Source organism: Microbacterium gawkjiense, assembly GCF_031932225.1.
GTDB classification, from domain to species: Bacteria; Actinomycetota; Actinomycetes; order Actinomycetales; family Microbacteriaceae; genus Microbacterium; species Microbacterium gawkjiense.
This window is the reverse complement of record NZ_JAUZVV010000002.1, coordinates 828,221-847,006: the sequence shown is the minus strand read 5'-3', so window position 1 is coordinate 847,006 and position 18,786 is coordinate 828,221. Positions and strand designations below refer to the sequence as shown.

20 protein-coding genes are annotated in these 18,786 nt (G+C 70.8%); 5 read left to right on the top strand and 15 right to left on the bottom strand.

Translation table 11 applies throughout. The annotated features are described in order from the left end of the window. Window positions 1–6: 6 nt before the first annotated feature. The 7 genes from Q9S71_RS12240 to Q9S71_RS12210 all read right to left on the bottom strand — a co-directional run bounded on the left by Q9S71_RS12240 (window position 7) and on the right by Q9S71_RS12210 (window position 7,418). Window positions 7–570 carry a DUF3618 domain-containing protein gene (locus Q9S71_RS12240; protein WP_311862594.1) on the bottom strand — a complete coding sequence of 188 codons (564 nt, stop codon included), beginning with the start codon at window positions 568–570 and terminating at the stop codon, window positions 7–9. After that, a complete protein-coding gene (locus Q9S71_RS12235) occupies window positions 567–980 on the bottom strand; it encodes a phage holin family protein (protein WP_311862593.1) in 414 nt (137 codons plus the stop codon). Before Q9S71_RS12235 ends, Q9S71_RS12240 begins: the two co-directional genes overlap by 4 nt. After that, window positions 958–1,701 carry a hypothetical protein gene (locus Q9S71_RS12230; RefSeq protein ID WP_311862592.1) on the bottom strand — a complete coding sequence of 248 codons (744 nt, stop codon included), beginning with the start codon at window positions 1,699–1,701 and terminating at the stop codon, window positions 958–960. The genes Q9S71_RS12235 and Q9S71_RS12230 overlap by 23 nt, the downstream gene beginning before the upstream one ends. Before the next feature lie 296 nt (window positions 1,702–1,997). Continuing rightward, window positions 1,998–2,921, bottom strand: coding sequence for a carbohydrate ABC transporter permease (locus Q9S71_RS12225; RefSeq protein ID WP_311862591.1), 924 nt, complete (start codon window positions 2,919–2,921; stop codon window positions 1,998–2,000). Beyond that, window positions 2,918–3,874 carry a carbohydrate ABC transporter permease gene (locus Q9S71_RS12220; protein WP_311862589.1) on the bottom strand — a complete coding sequence of 319 codons (957 nt, stop codon included), beginning with the start codon at window positions 3,872–3,874 and terminating at the stop codon, window positions 2,918–2,920. The genes Q9S71_RS12225 and Q9S71_RS12220 overlap by 4 nt, the downstream gene beginning before the upstream one ends. Window positions 3,875–3,937: 63 nt before the next feature. Then, window positions 3,938–5,284, bottom strand: coding sequence for an ABC transporter substrate-binding protein (locus Q9S71_RS12215; protein WP_311862587.1), 1,347 nt, complete (start codon window positions 5,282–5,284; stop codon window positions 3,938–3,940). A 28-nt stretch (window positions 5,285–5,312) separates the two neighbouring features. Further along, entirely contained in the window at window positions 5,313–7,418 is a 2,106-nt protein-coding gene (locus Q9S71_RS12210) for a beta-galactosidase (RefSeq protein ID WP_311862586.1), read from the bottom strand. Between the two features lie 106 nt (window positions 7,419–7,524). Between Q9S71_RS12210 and Q9S71_RS12205 the strand changes: the two genes are divergently transcribed. Beyond that, window positions 7,525–8,526: a LacI family DNA-binding transcriptional regulator gene (locus Q9S71_RS12205; RefSeq protein ID WP_311862584.1), complete on the top strand. Its 1,002-nt coding sequence runs from the start codon at window positions 7,525–7,527 to the stop codon at window positions 8,524–8,526. Window positions 8,527–8,532: 6 nt separating this feature from the next. Here the strand turns inward: Q9S71_RS12205 and Q9S71_RS12200 are convergent, their stop codons facing one another. Together Q9S71_RS12200 and Q9S71_RS12195 are read right to left on the bottom strand one after the other, a co-directional pair. Then, window positions 8,533–9,012 carry a hypothetical protein gene (locus Q9S71_RS12200; protein WP_311862583.1) on the bottom strand — a complete coding sequence of 160 codons (480 nt, stop codon included), beginning with the start codon at window positions 9,010–9,012 and terminating at the stop codon, window positions 8,533–8,535. Then, window positions 9,012–10,271 carry a hypothetical protein gene (locus Q9S71_RS12195; RefSeq protein WP_311862582.1) on the bottom strand — a complete coding sequence of 420 codons (1,260 nt, stop codon included), beginning with the start codon at window positions 10,269–10,271 and terminating at the stop codon, window positions 9,012–9,014. Before Q9S71_RS12195 ends, Q9S71_RS12200 begins: the two co-directional genes overlap by 1 nt. Before the next feature lie 83 nt (window positions 10,272–10,354). On the opposite strand from Q9S71_RS12195, the gene Q9S71_RS12190 reads away from it, so the two are divergent. The 3 genes from Q9S71_RS12190 to Q9S71_RS12180 all read left to right on the top strand — a co-directional run bounded on the left by Q9S71_RS12190 (window position 10,355) and on the right by Q9S71_RS12180 (window position 11,715). Next, complete coding sequence (locus Q9S71_RS12190; RefSeq protein ID WP_311862581.1) at window positions 10,355–10,780, top strand: MarR family winged helix-turn-helix transcriptional regulator; 426 nt, start codon at window positions 10,355–10,357, stop codon at window positions 10,778–10,780. Next, a complete protein-coding gene (locus Q9S71_RS12185) occupies window positions 10,777–11,184 on the top strand; it encodes a DoxX family protein (protein WP_311862580.1) in 408 nt (135 codons plus the stop codon). Before Q9S71_RS12190 ends, Q9S71_RS12185 begins: the two co-directional genes overlap by 4 nt. Before the next feature lie 69 nt (window positions 11,185–11,253). Beyond that, window positions 11,254–11,715 (top strand): DUF3817 domain-containing protein, encoded by a 462-nt coding sequence (locus Q9S71_RS12180; protein WP_311862579.1) that lies wholly within the window; start codon window positions 11,254–11,256, stop codon window positions 11,713–11,715. Window positions 11,716–11,724: 9 nt separating this feature from the next. On the opposite strand, the gene Q9S71_RS12175 is transcribed toward Q9S71_RS12180, so the two are convergent. Then, on the bottom strand, window positions 11,725–12,855 hold the full coding sequence (locus Q9S71_RS12175) for a class I SAM-dependent methyltransferase (RefSeq protein ID WP_311862578.1): 1,131 nt from the start codon (window positions 12,853–12,855) through the stop codon (window positions 11,725–11,727). 54 nt (window positions 12,856–12,909) lie between these two features. On the opposite strand from Q9S71_RS12175, the gene Q9S71_RS12170 reads away from it, so the two are divergent. Next, window positions 12,910–13,308, top strand: coding sequence for a DoxX family protein (locus Q9S71_RS12170; protein ID WP_217530519.1), 399 nt, complete (start codon window positions 12,910–12,912; stop codon window positions 13,306–13,308). 55 nt (window positions 13,309–13,363) lie between these two features. On the opposite strand, the gene Q9S71_RS12165 is transcribed toward Q9S71_RS12170, so the two are convergent. The 5 genes from Q9S71_RS12165 to Q9S71_RS12145 form a co-directional block, all read right to left on the bottom strand. Further along, window positions 13,364–14,632, bottom strand: a complete 1,269-nt coding sequence (locus Q9S71_RS12165) for a sugar ABC transporter permease (RefSeq protein WP_311862577.1) — start codon at window positions 14,630–14,632, stop codon at window positions 13,364–13,366. After that, entirely contained in the window at window positions 14,629–15,417 is a 789-nt protein-coding gene (locus Q9S71_RS12160; protein ID WP_217530515.1) for an ATP-binding cassette domain-containing protein, read from the bottom strand. Before Q9S71_RS12160 ends, Q9S71_RS12165 begins: the two co-directional genes overlap by 4 nt. Window positions 15,418–15,501: 84 nt before the next feature. Next, entirely contained in the window at window positions 15,502–16,590 is a 1,089-nt protein-coding gene (locus Q9S71_RS12155; RefSeq protein WP_064001678.1) for a sugar ABC transporter substrate-binding protein, read from the bottom strand. A gap of 164 nt (window positions 16,591–16,754) precedes the next feature. Then, complete coding sequence (locus Q9S71_RS12150) at window positions 16,755–17,942, bottom strand: ABC transporter permease subunit (protein ID WP_311862576.1); 1,188 nt, start codon at window positions 17,940–17,942, stop codon at window positions 16,755–16,757. Beyond that, entirely contained in the window at window positions 17,939–18,778 is an 840-nt protein-coding gene (locus Q9S71_RS12145) for an ATP-binding cassette domain-containing protein (RefSeq protein ID WP_064001680.1), read from the bottom strand. Before Q9S71_RS12145 ends, Q9S71_RS12150 begins: the two co-directional genes overlap by 4 nt. Window positions 18,779–18,786: the final 8 nt, after the last annotated feature.

Below are 18,786 nucleotides of genomic sequence, written 5' to 3'. Positions count from 1 at the left end.
CTCCTCTCAGTGCTCGCTGATGTTGCTCCGCGCCTCCTGGGCGCGGTCGGTCACGGTCCCGGCGGCGTCGGAACCCTCGTCCTTCACCGTCTGCACGGCCTCCTGGGCACGCTCCTTGACGGCGGTCGCGGCATCCTGAGCCGGCTCCTTCAGGTGGCTCGCGGCATCCTTCGCTACCTCCCCGAGCTCGTCGACGAGCGGCTGCGCCTGCTCCTTCGCCGTCTCGGCGAGCTCCTTCTCCTTCGCCGAGGCGGGGATGAGGGATGCGGCGAGCAGCCCCGCGCCGAAGGCGATCAGACCGACGGCGAGCGGATTGCCCTCCGCCTTGGCCTTCACGTCGTGGGCGACGCCGTGTGCGGACCCGGCGAGGTCGTGCGCGGACGAGCCGGCGTCGTCGGCGGCGCCCATGATCCGTTCGCGGACGGATCCGACCGCGCCCTTGATCTTGCTCGTCTGGCGGTCGACGATCTTCGACGGGTTGACCTTGTCGGCCAGCGCGTCGACGTCGGTGCCGAGTTCGGCGCGGGTGCGCTCGATGTCGGCGCGGATCGCGTCAGGTGAATCGCTCATCGGTTCTCCTCGTTTCTCTTGAATGTCTCTGGGATCTCCTGCAGGGTCTCGACGGTCTGCGGCGCGCCCTGCACCTCTTTCAGTTGCTTGCGGCCGACCGCGTACAGGATCGCCGCGATGATCGCCCACAGGACCGCCACGATCACGCCCGACCAGCCCCAGCCGACGAGAGCCGCGAGGGCGGCCCACAAGGCGAGGGACAGGAAGAGGACGACCATGGATGCCGCGTACCCGGCACCGCCGAGAAGCCCGGCGCCCTTGGCGGAGGTCGTGGCCGACTGCTTCAGCTCCGCCTTCGCGAGCGCGATCTCCTGCCGCATCAGCGTCGACAGGTCGCGTGTCACCTCGCCGAGCAGGTCGCCGAGCGAGGTCGACGCGGCCTTGCGCTCAGAAGGTGTCGCGTCGCTCATCCGTGACCCTTTCGTCTGCGCCGCCGCGGAAACCGGCCGACTCGTCGTAGAGCGGCGTGTCCGACGGCGGCAGTGCACCGGTCGTGTCGGCCGCGATCGGGTCGATGTAGGCCGGGTCCCGTCCGTCGACGGGTGTGGCGGGCGCGGATGCCGGGACCGCCGCCGCTGCCGGGGCGGGCGCAAGCGCGGTGCGGGAGGTGGACGGACCGCTCTCGTCGTGGGACGCCATCGCCCGGACGAGTCGCCCGGCGACGATGCCCACGACGGCCGCACCGGCGATGAAGACGAGGGGGCGGCGCCGCGCGAACCGCTTCACCTCGTCGAGGAGGGCGGCGCGGTCACGATCACCCAACCACGCAGCCGCGCCGGTGAGGCGGTCGGAGACCTGCTGCACGAGGTCGGTGGCGATGCCGCCGCCTTCCGCGTGGCGGGCCATCGATCCGAGCTCTTCGCCCGCGGCCTTCAGCCCGCTCGCGACTCGCTCCTGCTGCTGCGCCGCCTGGTCCGAGAACTCGGTGCGGCTCTGCGCGTAGAGGTCCTTCAGTTGCGACTTCGCCTCGCCCGCCACGGACGCCGCCTCATCCTTGGCGGTGTGTGCGACATCCTTCGCCGCGTCGGTCGCGGTGCCGGTGACGGCGGATGCCTCATCCTTCACGGTCTCGGTCTTCCCCGACCCGGCGTCGGCGCCACCGGTACCCGTGGGTCCATATCCGACTGACATAGTTGCTCCCTTGCTCGAGGACTCCTGTCCTGGGAGCGCCACTGTGCGAGCGGGTCGAGCAAGTCGTACCGGGGTTGCGCACCAACGCGCGAGGCGGTACACGAGCGGCGCCTGCGCTCAGCCGCCGGATCGCCGACGCGCGGTTGCAACGAGCGGATGCCGGGGGTCCGCCGTTCGCGGCTGCGGGGTGTTCACGGATGCGATGGACCTGCGACGACACGCCGGCACAGCGGGCGTGTGCGCGGCGTGTCGTGTCGGATCCATTGCATCCGCGAGCGGACCGAGCCCGGGCGGGGTCAGCCCTTCACGCTGCCGGTCGCGAGCCCGCTCTGCCAGTACCGCTGGAGGAAGAGGAACGCGATGATCAGGGGCAGGATCGAGACGAGTGACCCGGTGATCACGGTGGAGAACAGTGCCTGGGCGCCGCCGCCGGCGGATGCGGCGGATTGCAGCTGCGCGAGGCCGACCGTGACGGGGTAGAGCTCCGACGTGTTCAGCATGATGAGCGGCAGGAAGTAGTTGTTCCAGGTCGCGACGAGCGAGAACAGGAAGACCGTCACGAGGCCGGGGCCGAGCAGGCGCAGCCCGACCTGCCAGAAAATCCGGAACTCGCCCGAGCCGTCCACCCGTGCCGCCTCCATGAGTTCCGTCGGGATGGAGTCCGCGGCGTAGACCCGCATGAGGTACACGCCGAACGGGCTCACGAGCGACGGCACGATGATCGCCCAGGGCGTGTCCGTCAGACCGGCGTTCGAGAACAGCAAATACGTCGGCAGCGCGAGGGCCGTGAGCGGGATCATGATCGCGCCGAGGGTCGCACTGAACAGCGCCTTCTTGCCGGGGAAGTCGTACTTCGCAAACGCGTACCCGGCCATCGCCGACAGCAGCGTCGCCCCCGCGGCCGACACGACGGCGTACAGGACGGTGTTGACGAGCCAGCGGAAGAAGATCCCGCCCCGCACGGTGAACAGGGTGGTGAGGTTGTCCCACAGGTGGAAGTCCCCGCTGAACCAGAGCCCGAAGGTGGCGAACAGGTCGGAGTTGTCCTTCGTGGCCGAGACGATCAGCCACCACAGCGGGAGCACGAAGTAGGCGGCGCACAGCCACAGCAGGACGGTCAGCGGCACATTCCGTTGACGCCCGCGGTCGTAGGCGCGGCTCCTCCCCGCACGGCGGGCGGGCTTGCCGGTGACGACGGCACGGGTTTCGAGAGCGGTCATCGGACGTCCTTCCGGTCGCGGCGATCGCTGCGCTGGCTGGCGAGCTGGACGACGTACGAGACGATCGCGATGAACAGACCGAGGAGGAAGGCGATCGCGGCCGCGTAGTTCAGCTCCTGGTTGATGAAGGCGAGGTTGTACGCGTAGTAGTTCGGCGTGTACGAGTTCGTGATCGCGTCCGGTGCGATGTTGTTGAGCAGGCTCGGCTCCGCGAAGAGCTGGAACGTCCCGATGATCGAGAAGATGACGGTCAGCAGGATGGCCGGTCGGATGGCGGGGATCTTGATGCTCCACGCGACGCGGAACTGCCCCGCACCGTCGATCTCGGCGGCTTCGAAGAGGTCGGCGGGGATGGCGCGCAGCGCCGCGTACATGATGATCATGTTGTAGCCGACGAACTCCCACGTGACGATGTTCATCATCGAACCGAGGATGCTGCCGGGCGAGAGGAACTCGGGGGTGCCCCAGCCGAGGCCGCGGGCGATCTGCGCGAGGGGGCCGAAGTCGGGGCCGTACAGGTAACCCCACATGAGCGTCGCGACGACCGCCGGGACCGCGTACGGCATGAAGACGAGCAGCCGGACGCTGCGCGAGCCGCGGATGCGACCGCTGTCGAGGGCGAGCGCGAGGAAGAGGGCGAGGCCGAGCATGATCGGCACCTGGACGACGAGGAACAGCCCCATCCGTCCGATGCTGGCGAGGAACGCGGAGTCCTGCAGAGCGCGGACGTAGTTCGCGAGGCCGGCGAACACGTCCCCGCCGATGAGCTTGCTCTGGAAGAGGGAGAGGTAGCCCGAGTACACGAGGGGGACGATCAGCATCGCGATGAACACGACGAAGAATGGGAGGATGAACAGGTAGGCGGCGACGTTCTGTCGGCGCCGGTTCGAGCCGCTGCGTCGGCGCGAGGCGGCGGGGGATCGCTCTGCTCTGAGCGTCGAGGTGGTGGTCACGGATCCTCCTCGGATCGGGTGCGGATGGGATCGGGGCGCCCCCGCGGGGCGCCCCGATCCGGCTCACTTGACGGTGAAGCCCTGGTCCTCGGCGTAGGACACGAGCTGGTCCTGCCAGGTGTCCAGCGCGGCGGCGATGTCGCCCTTGTCGGCGATGACCGTCCCGAGGGTCTCCTCGTAGCTGGAGTACACGTACTCCATGAAGGGGAGCCACTGGAAGTCGGTGTCTACCGTCTGGGAGATGTCGGCGAACAGCTTGTTCACCTGCTGGCCGCCGTAGAACTCCGACGTCGCGTCCAGGAACGCGGGGTCCTCGAGCACCGAGTTCTGCGGCGGGAAGAAGAACTGCTCGGTCGCGAGCATCATCGCCGACTCCTCGTCGTGGTTGATGAACTTCGCGAGTTCGGCCGCCGCAATCTTGTTCTCCGAGCTCGCGAGCACGGCATCCGAGGAGCCGCCCCAGTTGCCGGAGACCTGCGAACCGGCATCCCACTGCGGCAGCGGCGCGGCGCGCCAGAGGCCCGACGTGCCCTCGGCGGTGCCCTGCAGGAACACGGGCCCCCAGGCCGCGGTCAGCCATCCGGCGTACTTGCCGCTGGCGAGACCCTGGTACCACTGGTCGTTGAAGTCGACGTCGGTCGAGACGAGGTCGCGCTGGATGAGGTCGGTCCAGTACGAAGCGACCTCCTTCGCCTCGGCGCTGTTGACGTCGATCGACACGGTCTCCTTGCCGTCGTAGGCGAACGGCTTGATGCCGCGCTGCCAGAAGAAGCCGATCAGCTGCCCGGCCTGCGTCGCGCCGAGGTTCGAGATGTAGGAGCCCGTCTTGGACTTCACGGCCTCCGCCGCCGTCGCGTACTCCTCCCACGTCGTGGGCGCCTCGGTGATGCCGGCCTTCGCGAGGATGTCCTCGCGGTAGAGGTTGCCCATGGGGCCGACGTCCTGCGGGATCGCCCACACCTCGTCGCCGGGCGAGACCTGGTTCCACGCCCACTCGACGTAGTCGCCCGAGAGGTCGTCGGCGCCGTAGGGCGCGAGATCGAGGAGCGAGTCGGCCAGCACGAACGACGGGATGTACTGGTACTCGATCTGGGCGACGTCGGGTGCGCCCTGCCCCGCCTCGATGGCGCTGCGCAGCTTCTGGTAGTGAGGGAGGCCCTGGCCGACGTTCTCGACGGTGACGTCGATCTTCGGGTACCTCTTCTCGAAGAGCGCCACTTCCTTCTCGATGTCGGGGACCCACGTCCAGAACGTGAGCTTCGTGGGGGTGTCCATCGCCTCGTCGATCTGATCCTGCGTGACCGTCTCCTGCGACGGTCCTTCGGAGGATGCCGGGGCGCAGGCCGCGAGCCCGCCGATGGACATGACGCCGACTGCCAGCGCCGCTGCTGTCTTGCGTGCCGTTCTCATGTGATCTTCCTTCGTGGTGGGTGGGTGTTCAATCGGTGGAGGTGGAGCTGAGGAAGCAGCGCGTCGCCCACGCTGCGAGGGGGATGCGGTCGCCCACGCTGAACTCGTCGCCCGTGACGGCGTCCCGGGCCGCGACGGCGAGGTCGACGGTCTGCGGCGACCAGCCCCAGTTGAAGACGAACCAGGCCCGGCGGCCGTCGGGGAGCGATCCCGACGCGACCGAGACGGGCAGGGTCGCGCCCCGGAGCAGTCCGGCGGACACGGGTTCGGGGGTGGTCCACCGGATCAGGTCGGCCGCGAGGGCGGGGGAGGGCAGCGTCCCGACGACGGTGATCCGCCCGGCACCGTGGGGCCGGGTCGTGACGGCGGCGAAGTCCCGGAAGCGCGGGTGGTCGTAGGTCACGAGCGTCTCGGCATCGGTGGGCAGCAGCCCGTCGGCCCAGGCCTCGGCGGTGGCGCCCGCGGTGACCGCGAACGATCCCACGCCGACCGCGGGCACCGGCTTCTGCAGGTTCGAGAACTCCTCGTAGGAGACGCCGGCCGGCTCCGCGAGACGGGCCGGTGCGACCTCGATGCGGGCGCGCGCCTCGTGGTCGCCGTAGCCGGTGCGGATCCCGACGACGAGGTGACCACCGGCATCCGCGTAATCCCGGAGGAACTCCAGGGTCTCGTCGTCGGCGACGTACAGTCCCGCCGCGACGAGCACGGGGAAGCGTGCGGCGAGTTCGGCGGCGCCGAGGTGGCGGGCCTGCTCGACGTGGAGGATGCGTGCCTGGGCGCCGGCGTCGAAGACGCCCCGGTAGTAGGCGTCGAAGATCCGCTCATAGGATGCCGCGGCGGGCTCGCCGGCGTCGTCCATGAGCGGGGGGAAGAAGTCGAAGGCGAACCTGCTGTCGGTCGACCAGAGCAGCGCGACGTCCGCGTCGGGCTCGAAGCCGTCGAGGGTCGTGCCGATCGCGCCGAAGGCGGCACCGACCTCGGACAGCTCGCGGTAGACGCGTCCCGGCTGAAGGTTGTGGGGGAGGATGCCGCCCCAGTAGGTCTCGGTGCCGTACGGCAGCGTGTGCCAGTGCCAGTACTCGATCATGGCCGCGCCGCGCGCGACGAAGGCGAACGCGGCCTGGGTCAGCTGGCCGGGGTAGGGCGGCAGGTTGAACGCGGACCCGCCGATCGACTGCGCGTCGGTCTCGGTGATGAGGAACCGCTCCTGCTTCGAGGAGAAGGTGCGGTCTGCTTGACGGAACATGCCGCTCACCCCGGAGGTCGTCCAGGGGGTGACGGCCGTGAGCTCCTCTGACGCGTCGAGGTGGTCCTGCATCGCGTAGTACGGGTTGCCCGCCGTGACGTCGAGTGCGCGGGAGAGGCTCGCGTCGTCGAGGGCGGGGCGGGGGTAGGCGATGCACGTCGTCACGAACTGGTCGGCGGTGGCGTACTCGCGCACGATGTCGGCCTGCCACGCGATGAACTCGGTGGTGAGGTCGGCCTGGTAGCGCCGCCAGGCGAGGTCGTACTGCGGCAGGCTGTTGCCGTCGGGCGTCCAGAGCTCCGACCAGTCCGCGATGCGGTGCGACCAGTAGGTGAGACCCCACTCGCGGTTGAGCGTGTCGACGTCACCGTAGGTCGCCGCCAGCCGACGGACGAAGCGCTGGAACGTGCTCCGGTTGTGGGGGAGCAGCATGCCGGGTTCGTTGTCGACCTGGTAGCCGATGATCGCGGGGTGGTCGGCGTAGCGCCCGACGACGGCGCGGATGATGCGCTCCGCGTGGTGACGGAACGCCGGGTGCGAGTAGTCGACTTCCTGACGAGCGCCCCACGGATGCGGGCGGCCGGTGCCCACTTCGGCGGCGATTTCCGGGTGGGCGACCTGCAGCCACGGCGGGACGGCGTAGGTGGGCGTTCCGAGGATCACGGAGATGCCGCGCTCGTGCGCTCCGTCGAGCACCGGCAGCAGCCACTCGAGGTCGAACTCCCCGTCGCGGGGCTCCCACGTCGACCAGACGGATTCACCGACGCGGATGACGGTGAAGCCCGCCTCCTGCATGAGGTCCAGGTCGAGAGCGGTGCGATCCGTCCAGTGGTACTCCGCGTAGTACGCGGCTCCGAAGAGCAGGTGCGGGGGCAGGGTCGCGGGCATGCGTGGACTCCGTCGTCAGCTGGATGTTGTCGGAAACATTTCCGATGCGCACCATGATGTTTCCGATAACATCGGTTGTCAAGCAACAATCCGGAAACGAGGGACGATGGCCGGGCGCACCGCCAAGGCCGCGACGATCTACGACGTCGCGGAGGCCGCCGGCGTGTCCCACCAGACGGTCAGTCGTTATCTCGCAGGTTTCCAGGGCATCCGTCCCGGGACGCGGGAGCGTGTCGAGCGCGCGCTCGACGAGCTCGAGTACCGCCCCAACCTCAGCGCCCGGGGCCTCAAGCTCGGCCGCTCCCACATCATCGCGGCCCTCACGCACGAACTCGACCAGGTCGGCCCGGCCCGCGTCGCCGAGGGAGCCGCGGCCGCGGCGCGCGAGGCCGGTTACGTCCTCGACCTCGTCACCCTCGACGTCCACAACCCGCGGGCGATCGAGGAGACCCTGCGGGTGCTCAGCCAGCAGACGCTCGCCGGTGTGCTCGCCCTCTCGTCCACCGACGAGATGAACCGCGTCTTCGCCGGCGCGGACTTCTCGGTCCCCCTGCACGTGCACTCCGAAGCCGACGACGCCTCCGGCGTCCGCGCGACAGGCGTCCCGGCCGTCATCGCACACCTCGCCGAACTGGGGCACCGTCGCATCGCGCACATCGCCGGTGCGCCGAACTGGGCGGCCAGTCGCAACCGCAGCCGCGCCGTGGCCGACGCGGCCGCCGCCCACGGACTCGAGGTGGTCGCCGAACTCCGGGGCGACTGGTCGGCGGCCTCGGCGCATGCCGCGCTCGCCTCACTCGACGAGCTGCCCCCGGCATCCGCTTATGTCGCCTCGAACGATCAGATGGCCCTCGGGGCGATGCTCGCGCTCAAGGAACGGGGTCTGCGCGTTCCCGCGGACGTCAGTGTGACGGGCGTGGACGACATCCCCGAGGCGGCCTTCTTCGACCCGCCGCTGACCACCCTGCGCGTGGACTTCGCCGCCCGGGGGCGTCAGATCGTCTCCGCCATGCTCGAGAAGATCGGCGGTCCGGGCGCCTCCGCGTCCGCTGCGGTCGACGTCCCGTCCCTTCAGGTGCGAAGGTCCACGGCGCCGCCGCCGGCCTGAGCGGCGTCAGCCCTCGCTGCCGCACTCCGACACGGCGAGCAGGTCGAGTCCGGGGCGCCCCTGCACCGTCGACTCCGTGACGTCGACCGACACGTTCGTCTCGGCCCGACTGAGCCGCACGGTCGCGATGTCGAGGTCGACGCCGGCCGGTTCGAGCGCCCAGCCGTCGCCGAGGGCGACGGGGAGCTCCGTGACGGTCGCGGCGGCATCCGTCCCCTCCGGCAGCGCGACGGCGCCGTGGATCGTCGCGAACTCGCCCGTCGACGGGCCGCCCGGGCTGACCTCCGAATCGCACGACTGCGCGCTCGCCCCGCCGTCGGGGACGAACTCGGCGCCGTCGGGGAGAGCGGCGACGATCTCGGCGACCGCGTCCTCGGCCTGGGCGCGCACGTCCGCGTACGACGGCCCCGCTCCCGTGGAGCAGGCGGTGAGACCAATGAGGCAGGTCACGAGCAGCATCGTCGCTGCGCCGGACCGGGCGCGCATCAGCCGCTGCTTCCGCGGGCCAGCGAGGCCAGGAGCAGGCGCACGTCCTTGAGGACGGTTCCGTTCGTGTGACCGTCGCCGCTGAAAAGTCGGTTGTGCAGATCGAGTCCCTGCATGAGCATCGCGCCGACCGAGCCCGTCGCCGGCTCCTCGGCGTACCCGGGGTCCAGCACGGTGACCCCGGGAATGTCCTCGGGGCCGACGCCGTAACCGATGTCGCCCACCTGGAAGCCCGCGTAGTACCGGTTGACGTCCTCCGCGGCCTGCGCCGCGTAGTAGGTCGTTCCGCTGACCGGGCGGTAGCCGTCGGTGGCCCCCACGCCGCCGGCGAGGAACCGCACGTCGAAACGGGCACCGTGCGTCTCGGCCGAACTGCCGACCTGCGACCCGGCGCTGTGCTCGTAGCTGAGCGTCGGGAGCCCGGGGAGAGCGACCTCGATTCCCTTCACGATGCGAGCGTAGTCCGCACCCGCGGCCGTGGCGATCGTGTTGTTCTGCGGGCCCGACGCCAGGTTCAGGGAGATCTGCGGCATGGGGGCGGCGAGCACAGTGAAGGCCACGACGGGGGCGCCCGGGTCAGCGTTGGCGACCTGCCAGTCGGCGAACGAGGTGACCGGGTCGTCCACCATGAAGCTGCGCACCGACGCGTTTGTCCCCGGGACGACGAGAAGGATGCCGGCAGCGGTCAACGGATCGCCCGCCATCTCGATCATCGCGCCGCGTTCGGGGGAGTAGAGGTAGAGGCGCACCTGCCCGGCGACGACCTTCGTGAGGTACCGGCGCTCGAGCAACAGGTCGCCGAGCAGTGCCGCGTCTTCCTCCGCGCCCCGGCGACTCACCTGCTGCAACCGCTCGTCGACCCGCGCCAGGCGCGCCCGCGCCGCGTACCGGTTGGCGCGGACACGGTCGGTGGCGTCGATGCCGTCGAGCGAGCCGACGAGCACGGGCACCGTGCGGATGAGGTCGTCGCGGCGCGCGGCATCCATCTCGGCCCACCAGATCGCGGCGTCGGCAGCGGAGGTCTGCGTGAGCAGCGTCGCGATGAGCCCGGGCGTGCGGTCCAGCAGCGCCGTCACGCCGTCGCGATCGAGGGAGGCCAGCTCGGCCAGGGTCGCCGAGACGCTGAGGTGCGTTCGGTGGTGATCCGGGGTCGGCGCTGCGGCGGATGCCTGCGCCACCGGGGCTACGGGAGTCACCAAGGCGAACGCCATCGCCGCGGCGGCCAGGGCTGCGGTGGGATGGGCGTTCGCGCGCATCATAGCGCTGATTGTATTGGCAGCCGGGACCGCTCCCGGCCACGCCAATCACGGACGGCCGCTCTCTTGACTCATAGACTGCTCGCGTGGCAGATACCCCGACCGAGGACGCTCCGCGTTTCAGCCCGGTGATCGCGTTGCTCGCCGTCTCCGCCTCGTGGGAGGCACAGCTCGCCGCGGAGCTGCGCGACCTCGGCATCTCGACCCGCAAGTTCGGTCTGCTCGGGCACATCGGCGCCGAGCCCGGCATCTCCTTCTCGGAGCTCGCACGCCGCTCCCGCATCACCGTCCAGTCGGCGCACGCCGCCGTGCACGCCCTCGTCGACGACGGCCTCGTGGCGGACGCGACAGCGCAGGCCGGCGCGGCCAGCGACCTGAGCGTGACGGCCCGCGGTGCGAAGGTTCTGCAGGACGCGCAGGAACGCCTCGCCGCCCTCGACCGCGCGCTGGCACAGGCGCATCCGAGGGTCGCGGAGTCGCTCGACGGCATCCGCGCCGGCGTCGTCGAATGACGCGCGCGGCACCGCGGGACCCGCTCCGCACGGCGGCGCGCTCGGCGCTGGCCGCTCTCCTCGTCGCCGCCGGCGTCGGTCACCTCACCGTCCTCCGCCGCGGGTTCCGCATCGCGGTGCCAGACTGGGCGACCCGGCTGCTGCGCACCGACAAGGACACCATCGTCGTCGTGTCGGGTGTCGTCGAGGTGCTGCTCGGCGTTGCGCTCCTCGTGCTCCCGCGCGAGCGCCGGCGCGTGGGCGTCGCGGTCGCCGCCCTGTTCGTCGCGGTCTTCCCCGGCAACGTGCACCATTGGCGCACCGGACGCGACGTGCCGGGGCTCGACTCCGACGCCAAGAGGTTCGCTCGCCTGTTCCTGCAGCCGCTCCTGGTCGCGTGGGCGCTCTGGTCGACACGCCGCTGAGTGGTCACCGTGCTGAGCCGTCACAGCGCGCGCACAGGTGGCGCGGGATCCTTCAGCTAGGCTGAAGGCGTGTTCCGCACCCCTGCCTCCCTGTATCGCGTGCTCGCCATCGCCGAGTTGTTCTCCTGGACCCTCTTGATCGCCGGCCTCATCATCCGCGCGGTCGGCGGTCCGGCCGTCGCCGTCACGATCGGCGGCGGCATCCACGGGTTCGTCTTCCTCTCCTACGGGGCGACGGCCATCCTGGTCGCCCTCAACAACCGGTGGCACCTCGGCGTGGCGCTGCTCGCGGTGGGATCGGCGATCGTCCCCTACGCCACCCTGCCGATGGAGATGTGGCTGCGCCGGACGGGGCGTCTCGACGGGCACTGGCGGCTCGAGGAGACCACCGACCCGCGCGACCGCCGTCCGATCGACCGGCTGCTGCGGTGGTTCCTGCGCCACGCCGGCATCCTCGTGGCGCTGATCGTCGTCGCCGTCGTCGCGCTCTACGTCGTGCTGCTCATCGTCGGCCCGCCGGGCGGACGGTGATCCCGGGGGTCAGCGCCGCGCCGAGACCGTCACGGTGAACTTCGCGTCGCGCGCCGCCTGCCGCGTGGGACCGACGATCCGCTCGAGCGCGCTGCGGTAGCGCAGTCCGGAGTTCCAGACGCACCAGAGCTCGCCGCCGGGCCGCAGGACGCGCGCCGCGTCGGCGAACATCCGCGGTGCGAGGCGGTCGGTCACGGCGGCCCCGCTGTGGAAGGGCGGGTTCAGCGCGATGAAGGATGCCGAGGCATCCGCCCGTGCCTGCAGCAGGTCGTCGCGCGCCACCTCGACGCGGTCGTCCACGCCGTTCGCCGCGGCCGTCGCGCGCGCCGAGGCGACCGCGGCGGCGGACTGATCGGACGCGTAGACGTGCCGCCCGGGGTGTGCGAGGGCGAGGTGCGCGGCGACGGCGCCCGTGCCGCACGCGAAGTCGATGAGCGGGTCGGAGGCGCTTCCGCCGGCCGGGTCCTGCGGCAGGTGCGCGAGCAGGAGCCGCGTGCCGATGTCGAGCCGCGCGCCCGCGAACGCGCCGCCGAAGGCGCGGAGGGCGAGGCCGTCGGCGTCGCCTTCCGCCGGCACGGGATCGTGGCCGTCGTGCGGCCCGCGGGCGACGAGCACGCGCGACTTCTGGCGTGCCAGCGTCACGTCGAGCCGGCCGAAGGACCGGGCGAGGACGTCGTTCATCGCGAGGCTCATGTGCTTCAGGCGTCCGCCCGCCCAGACGACGACGTCCGGGTGGGCGTGGGCCGCGATGAGCGCGGCGATGTCGTCTAACGCGTCGAGGGACCGCGGCAGGCGCAGCAGCACGACCCGCGCCCCCGAGACGAGCTCCGCGATCAATGGGAGCGACGACACGTGCCCGGCGAGGCCCAGCGCCGCGGCGTTGCGGGCGAGTGCGCGTTCGCCCGCGAGGGCGTCCTGATGGATGCGGATGCCGGTGCCCCCGTCCCATGCCGCACCGAGGGCCAGGGCGCCGTAGGCGTCGCCGACGACCGCGATCTCCCCGGCGGCCGCGGCGGCGCGCGCGTCGGCGGACTCGTCGAGGATCAGCCGGTCGGCGGCGTCGGCGGCGACGAGCCCCGGAGCCTCGAGATCCGGGAGGCGGGACAGGCGCGCGAACGGGAACGGCGCGGCGGAGATCACCCGTCGAGCGTATCGCCGGGCCGCGGCATCCCTCACCCGGGGGATACTCGGACGATGAAGACTCTCGCACGCTGGGTACTCGCCGGCGCCATGGTGTTCGCCGGCCTCAGCCATCTGTTCTGGGCTCGGAAGGAGTTCCAGGCGCAGGTGCCGGACCTCGTCACCGAGGTGCTGCCGATCGACAAGGACGGCGTCGTCGTCGCCTCCGGCGCCGTCGAGATGATGCTGGGCGCGGCTCTCGTCGCGCTCCCGAAGGAACGGCGCCGCGTCGGGGCCATTCTCGCGGCCTTCTTCGTCGCGATCTTCCCCGGCAACATCGGTCAGGCCCTGGGGAAGCGCGACGGGTTCCGCCTCGACAGCGACAAGGCGCGCTGGGCACGGCTGCTGTTCCAGCCCGTCCTCGTCGCCTGGGCGCTGTGGTCGACGCGGGATGAGGGGTCCGCACGCGGCTGAGACGAGAGAGGCCCCCGTCCGCGCGGACGGGGGCCTCCCTCGTACAGGGGGGGCGTCAGGTGCGGACGCCCCCGGTCCGCAGACGCGACAGCGCGTCGACGGTGGCGGCGAGGATCAGGACGCCGCCCGTGACCAGCAGGTTGAAGCCGGCATCCATCTGCAGAAGGCCGAGCCCGTTGATGATGATCGCGATGACGAGCGCGCCGATCGCCGCGTGGATCAGCCGTCCGCGGCCACCGAACAGGCTCACACCGCCGACGACGGCCGCCGCGACACCCGAGAGGACGATGTCGCGTCCGACCGCGCCGTCGACCGAGCCGACACGCGTCTGGTTGAACAGCAGCGAGACGACCGACAGGCCCGAGGCGATGACGAAGCACCACCACTTCACCCAGCGGACCTTGATGCCGGCGCGACGCGCGGCCTCGGCGTTGCCGCCGATCGCGTAGACGTACCGTCCGAACTTGGTGCGGTCGAGCACGAACGTGCCGATGAACAGGATCGTGAGGACGACCGGCACGATGATCGGCACCCCCTCGATGGGGATGATCGACTGCGACCGGTTGAGGTTCAGGACGAACACCGCGGCCCCGCCGAGGATCAGGAGCACCGCGAGCTTGGCCCACACGAGCGCGATCGGCCGGTTGGGGACGCCCGCCCGGGTCCGGCGGCGCCGGTCCCAGAACGACAGTCCGCCCGAGATGAGCACCATGACGCCGAGCATGACCCAGCCGCCCCAGACCGGGAGCCGGCCGTTCTGCAGGGCCAGCAGCTCGGGAGCCTCGATCGGGTAGAGACCGCCCGCACCGATGATGAGGAGGGCGAGGCCCTGATACCCGAGGAACAGGCCGAGCGTGACGACGAAGGACGGGATGCCGATCCTCGCCACCAGAAATCCGATCAGGGCTCCCGTCGCCAGGCCGATGATCAGGCCGAGCCCCAGCGCGATCGGCCAGGGGATGTCGAGTTTGACGTTGAGGACGACGAAGGACGCGATGCCCACGCCGCCGGTGACACCGGCCGACAGGTCGATCTCGCCGAGCAGCAGCACGAACACGAGCGCCATGCCGAGGACGACCAGAGATGCCGCCTGGCTCATGAGGTTCGCGAAGTTCACCGGGGTGAAGAAGAACCGGCTGAGGATGCTGAAGAGGATGACGAGGAGGACGAGGCCACCGACGGCGGGGAGCGCGCCCATCTCGCCGCCGCGCACCCGCTGCAGCCAGGCGCGTACCTGGTCGCCGACGCCGCCCTCGACACCGCTGCCGATGAGGTCGCTCACGACGGGGTCGGGTGCCGCCGCGGTCCGGGTGCTGGTGCTCATGCGTCGCCTCCGACGGGGATCGTGGAGGTCCCGACGAGCTGCACGCCCGGGGGGACCTTGGTTCCGGTGATGTAGCCGACGATGTCGTCGCGGGTGGTCTCGGTGGTGGCGACCTGCGCGACCATCTGGCCGAGGTAGAGGACCGCGATGTCGTCGGCGACCGCGAAGACGTCGGCCAGGTTGTGGCTGATGAGGACCACCGCGACACCCTGGTCGGCGAGGCGGCGGACGAGGTTCAGGACCTGTTCGGTCTGCGCGACGCCGAGGGCGGCGGTGGGCTCGTCGAGGATGACCACGCGCGCCTTCTTCAGCACGGCGCGCGCGATCGCGACGGTCTGCCGCTGACCGCCGGACAGGCTCGACACCTTCTGCCGCACGCTCTTGACGGTGCGCACCGAGAGGGAGCGGAGGGTGTCGGAGGCCTCCTTCTCCATGCGGCCCTCGTCGAACGTCCCGCCGATGACCTCCTCGCGGCCGAGGAACATGTTCTGGACGATGTCGAGGTTGTCGCAGAGCGCGAGGTCCTGGTAGACGACCTCGATGCCCAGCGCACCGGCTTCGCGCGGGGTCCGGAGCGACTGCTCCTGACCGTCGACGAGGATCTCGCCGGTGTCGTAGGGCTGCACACCGGCGAGGCCCTTGATGAGGGTGGATTTGCCGGCGCCGTTGTCGCCGACGAGGGCGGTGACCATGCCCGGTCGGACCGTGAGGTCGACGCCCTTGAGGACGCTGACCGGGCCGAAGGACTTCGTCACGCGCCGGAGTTCGATGATGGGTTCGCTCATGCGGGTTCTCCTGAGAGGTCGGGGTGTCGCGCAGACAGGGAGGGTGGGGATGCCGCGGGTCGCGGCATCCCCACCCTCGTCAGATCACTCGACGCCGAACTCGGCGCACTTGTCGGCGAGGCTGACGCCGGCGATCTCGCCGGAGCAGACGTCCGAGGCCGAGGCGTCACCGGCGGCGACGACGTCCTTGACCTTGTCGGGCCCGACGAGCTGCGGGGTCACCGCGATGTAGGGCGTGCCGTCCTCGAGCTTCTGGTCGGCCGACGGCGTCGACCCCTTCAGCAGGTCGGTCGCGACCTTGATCGCCGCCTCGGCCTCATCCTTGACCGGCTTGTACACCGTCGCGGTCTGCCATCCGGTGAGGATGTTGCGCAGGCCCTCGACGTTGGCGTCCTGGCCCGAGACGGCGACACCCGTGAGGTCGCGGTCCTGGAGCACCTTGATGACGCCGTCGGCGTTGGTGTCGTTGGCGGCCCAGACGCCGTCGACCTTGCCGCCGTTGGCGGTGAGCGCCTGCTCGAAGTTGGTCTGCGACTTGGCGCCGTCCCAGACGCCCGGAGGCTCGGCGGTCGGCTTGATGCCCGCCGCCTCCATGACCTCGACGGCACCCTTCTTGAACATGGCCGCGTTGCCGTCGGTGGGGTCGCCGCCCATGTAGTAGACGACGGCCGTCTTCGGGTCCTTGCCGGCCGCCTTCAGGCCGTCGAGGACGGTCTGGCCCTCGAGTCGGCCGACCTCGACGTTGTCGAACGACACGTAGTAGTCGGCGCCCTGGAACGGGCGGTCGTAGGCGATGACGGGGATGCCCTGGGACTTCGCCTTCGTGGCGACACCCACGGCGGCGCCGTTGTAGTCGACGAGCATCATGACACCGCAGCCCTGGGTGAGCTGCTGGTCGCCGATCGTGGCGTACTTCGAGGTGTCGCCCTGCGCGTTCTGGATGTCGACGTCGAAGCCGGCGGCCTTGAGCCCCTCATCCAGGTACTTGCGGTCGAAGTTCTCCCAGCGGGGCGAGGACGCCGCGTCGGGGAGGATGACGCACGCACGGCCGGCTTCGGCCGGTTCGGCGCCGCCGCTCGAGCCCGCGGGTGCCGGGGTGCTCGCGGACGAACAGCCGGCGAGCAGGAGTGCAGCGGCCCCCAGGACTGCTGCGACGGACAGGGACTTCTTCATCGTTCGCCTTTCGACAGTGAAATCAAACGAGCGCGGCATCGCGCTTGACGATGATCTTGATGCGTTCACGAAATGAAGTCAAGATGTGAACATAACGCTTTCGTCACCGCCGACGACCCGATGGGCGGCGGCCCGACAGCGCCCCGCGGCGCGCGTGCGACGCGCTATCCGGCGCCCGATCCGAGCCGCGAGCGACGTGTCACCGCGTCGAGGGCGACCGCGAAGACCAGCACCGCCCCGGTGACCATGAACTGCACGGCAGAGCTCAGGTTCACGAGGGTGAGCCCCGACGAGATCGCCTGGATGACGACGACGCCGAGCAGCGCGGCGAAGGCCGAGCCGCGGCCGCCGAAGAGCGACGCGCCGCCGATGATGGCGGCGGCGATCGCGTTGAGGTTCGTGTCGGCCGCTCCGGTGCTCTGGTTCGCGGCGGCGAGCCGCGCGGCCGCGAGCACCCCGCCGGTCGCGGCGAGGGCCGAGCACAGCACGAACACCGAGACGACGACGCGGTCGACGCGGATGCCGGCGCGTCGGGCGGCCTCGATCGATCCGCCCACGGCGAAGACCGACCGCCCCCACCGGGTGCGGGTGAGGGCGAGGTGGGCGGCCACGACCAAGACGACGAACACCACGAACATGACGCCGACGCCGCGCGAGAGTCCCAGATACCAGCACGCGCCGACGAGACCGATCAGCAGCAGCGCTCCGCGCACGACGATCGTGAGCGTCCGCTCGCTCTCGAGCTCCGCCGCGGCGCGGCGTCGCGCGCGACGCAGCAGGGTCGCCGTGTAGGCGAGCGCGGTCCCCACGGCGAGGAGGTACGCCAGCCAGTGCGGCAGGTACATCTGCTGGGCGAACTGCACGATCCACGAATCGAACGGGAGGTTGATGGACCCCGCGTCGCCCAGCACCCAGAGCTGGACGCCGAGCAGACCGAGCAGGCCCGCGAGCGTGACGACGAAGCTCGGCAAGCCGAGCTTCGTACGGAGCACCCCGTAGCAGACCCCCACGACGCACCCCGCGGCGATCGCCGCACCGATCGCGAGGGGGAGGGGCCACTGCAGCTGGACCGCGCCCACGGCGAGGATCGCGGCGGCCACACCCGACATCGAACCCACCGACAGGTCGATCTCGCCGATGAGGAGCACGAGGACGATGCCCAGCGAGATCGTGCCGATCGCCGCGCACTGCATCAGCAGGTCGCTGAGATGCCGGCTCGTGAGGAAGACCGGGTTCAGCGTCTGGAACACGACCGCGATGACGACGAGGGCGAGGACCACCGGCATCCGCCCCACGTCGCCCGACCGCACCCGGGCGAGCGTCAGGGCGACCACCCCCGCGTCGCGGTTCACCGGTCGCCGTCCGTCCGGCGCCGGGCCCCGGAGAGCGGGATCACGGGAGCGCGGGGCTCGTCGGGGAGCGGCGCGGGCCTCGCGACGTCGAGGGCGCCCGTGATCGCGGCGATGAGGACCTCGCTCGTGGCCTCCTCGGCGTCGAATTCGCCGTTGTTGCGCCCGAGGCGCAGCACGACGATGCGGTCGGCGACGGCGAGCACGTCGGTCAGGTTGTGGCTGATGAGCACCACGCCGTGACCGCGGTCGCGCAGGCGCTCGATCAGGTTCAGCACCTCCGCGGTCTGGGCGACACCCAGGGCCGCGGTCGGTTCGTCGAGGATGACGATGCGCGGCTCGCCGATGAGCGACCGGGCGATCGCGACCGTCTGCCGTTGGCCTCCCGACAGGGTGGAGACGGGGACCCGCACGGAGGGGATCTTCGCGGCGAGCTCGCGCAGCAGCATCCAGGTCCGCTCCTCCATGCCGACCTCGTCGAGGCGACCGCGTTCGAGGAGCTCACGACCGAGCCACAGGTTCGCGACGACGTCGAGGTTCTCGCAGAGGGCGAGGTCCTGGAACACCGTCGCGATCCCGAGGTCCTGCGCGTCGGCGGGGGTGGAGAGCTGCACGACGTCGCCGTCGAGCTCTATCGTGCCCGCATCGGCGGGGTGCACACCGGCGAGGACCTTCACGAGCGTCGACTTGCCGGCGCCGTTGTCGCCGACGAGAGCGACCACCTCGCCCTCGCGGACGCGGAAGTCGACCCCGTTGAGCGCGCGCACGGCGCCGAAGCGCTTGTCGATGCCGCGCATCGTGAGGACGTGGTCGCCGGTGCGACGGGAGGAGACGCTCACGCGGGTGC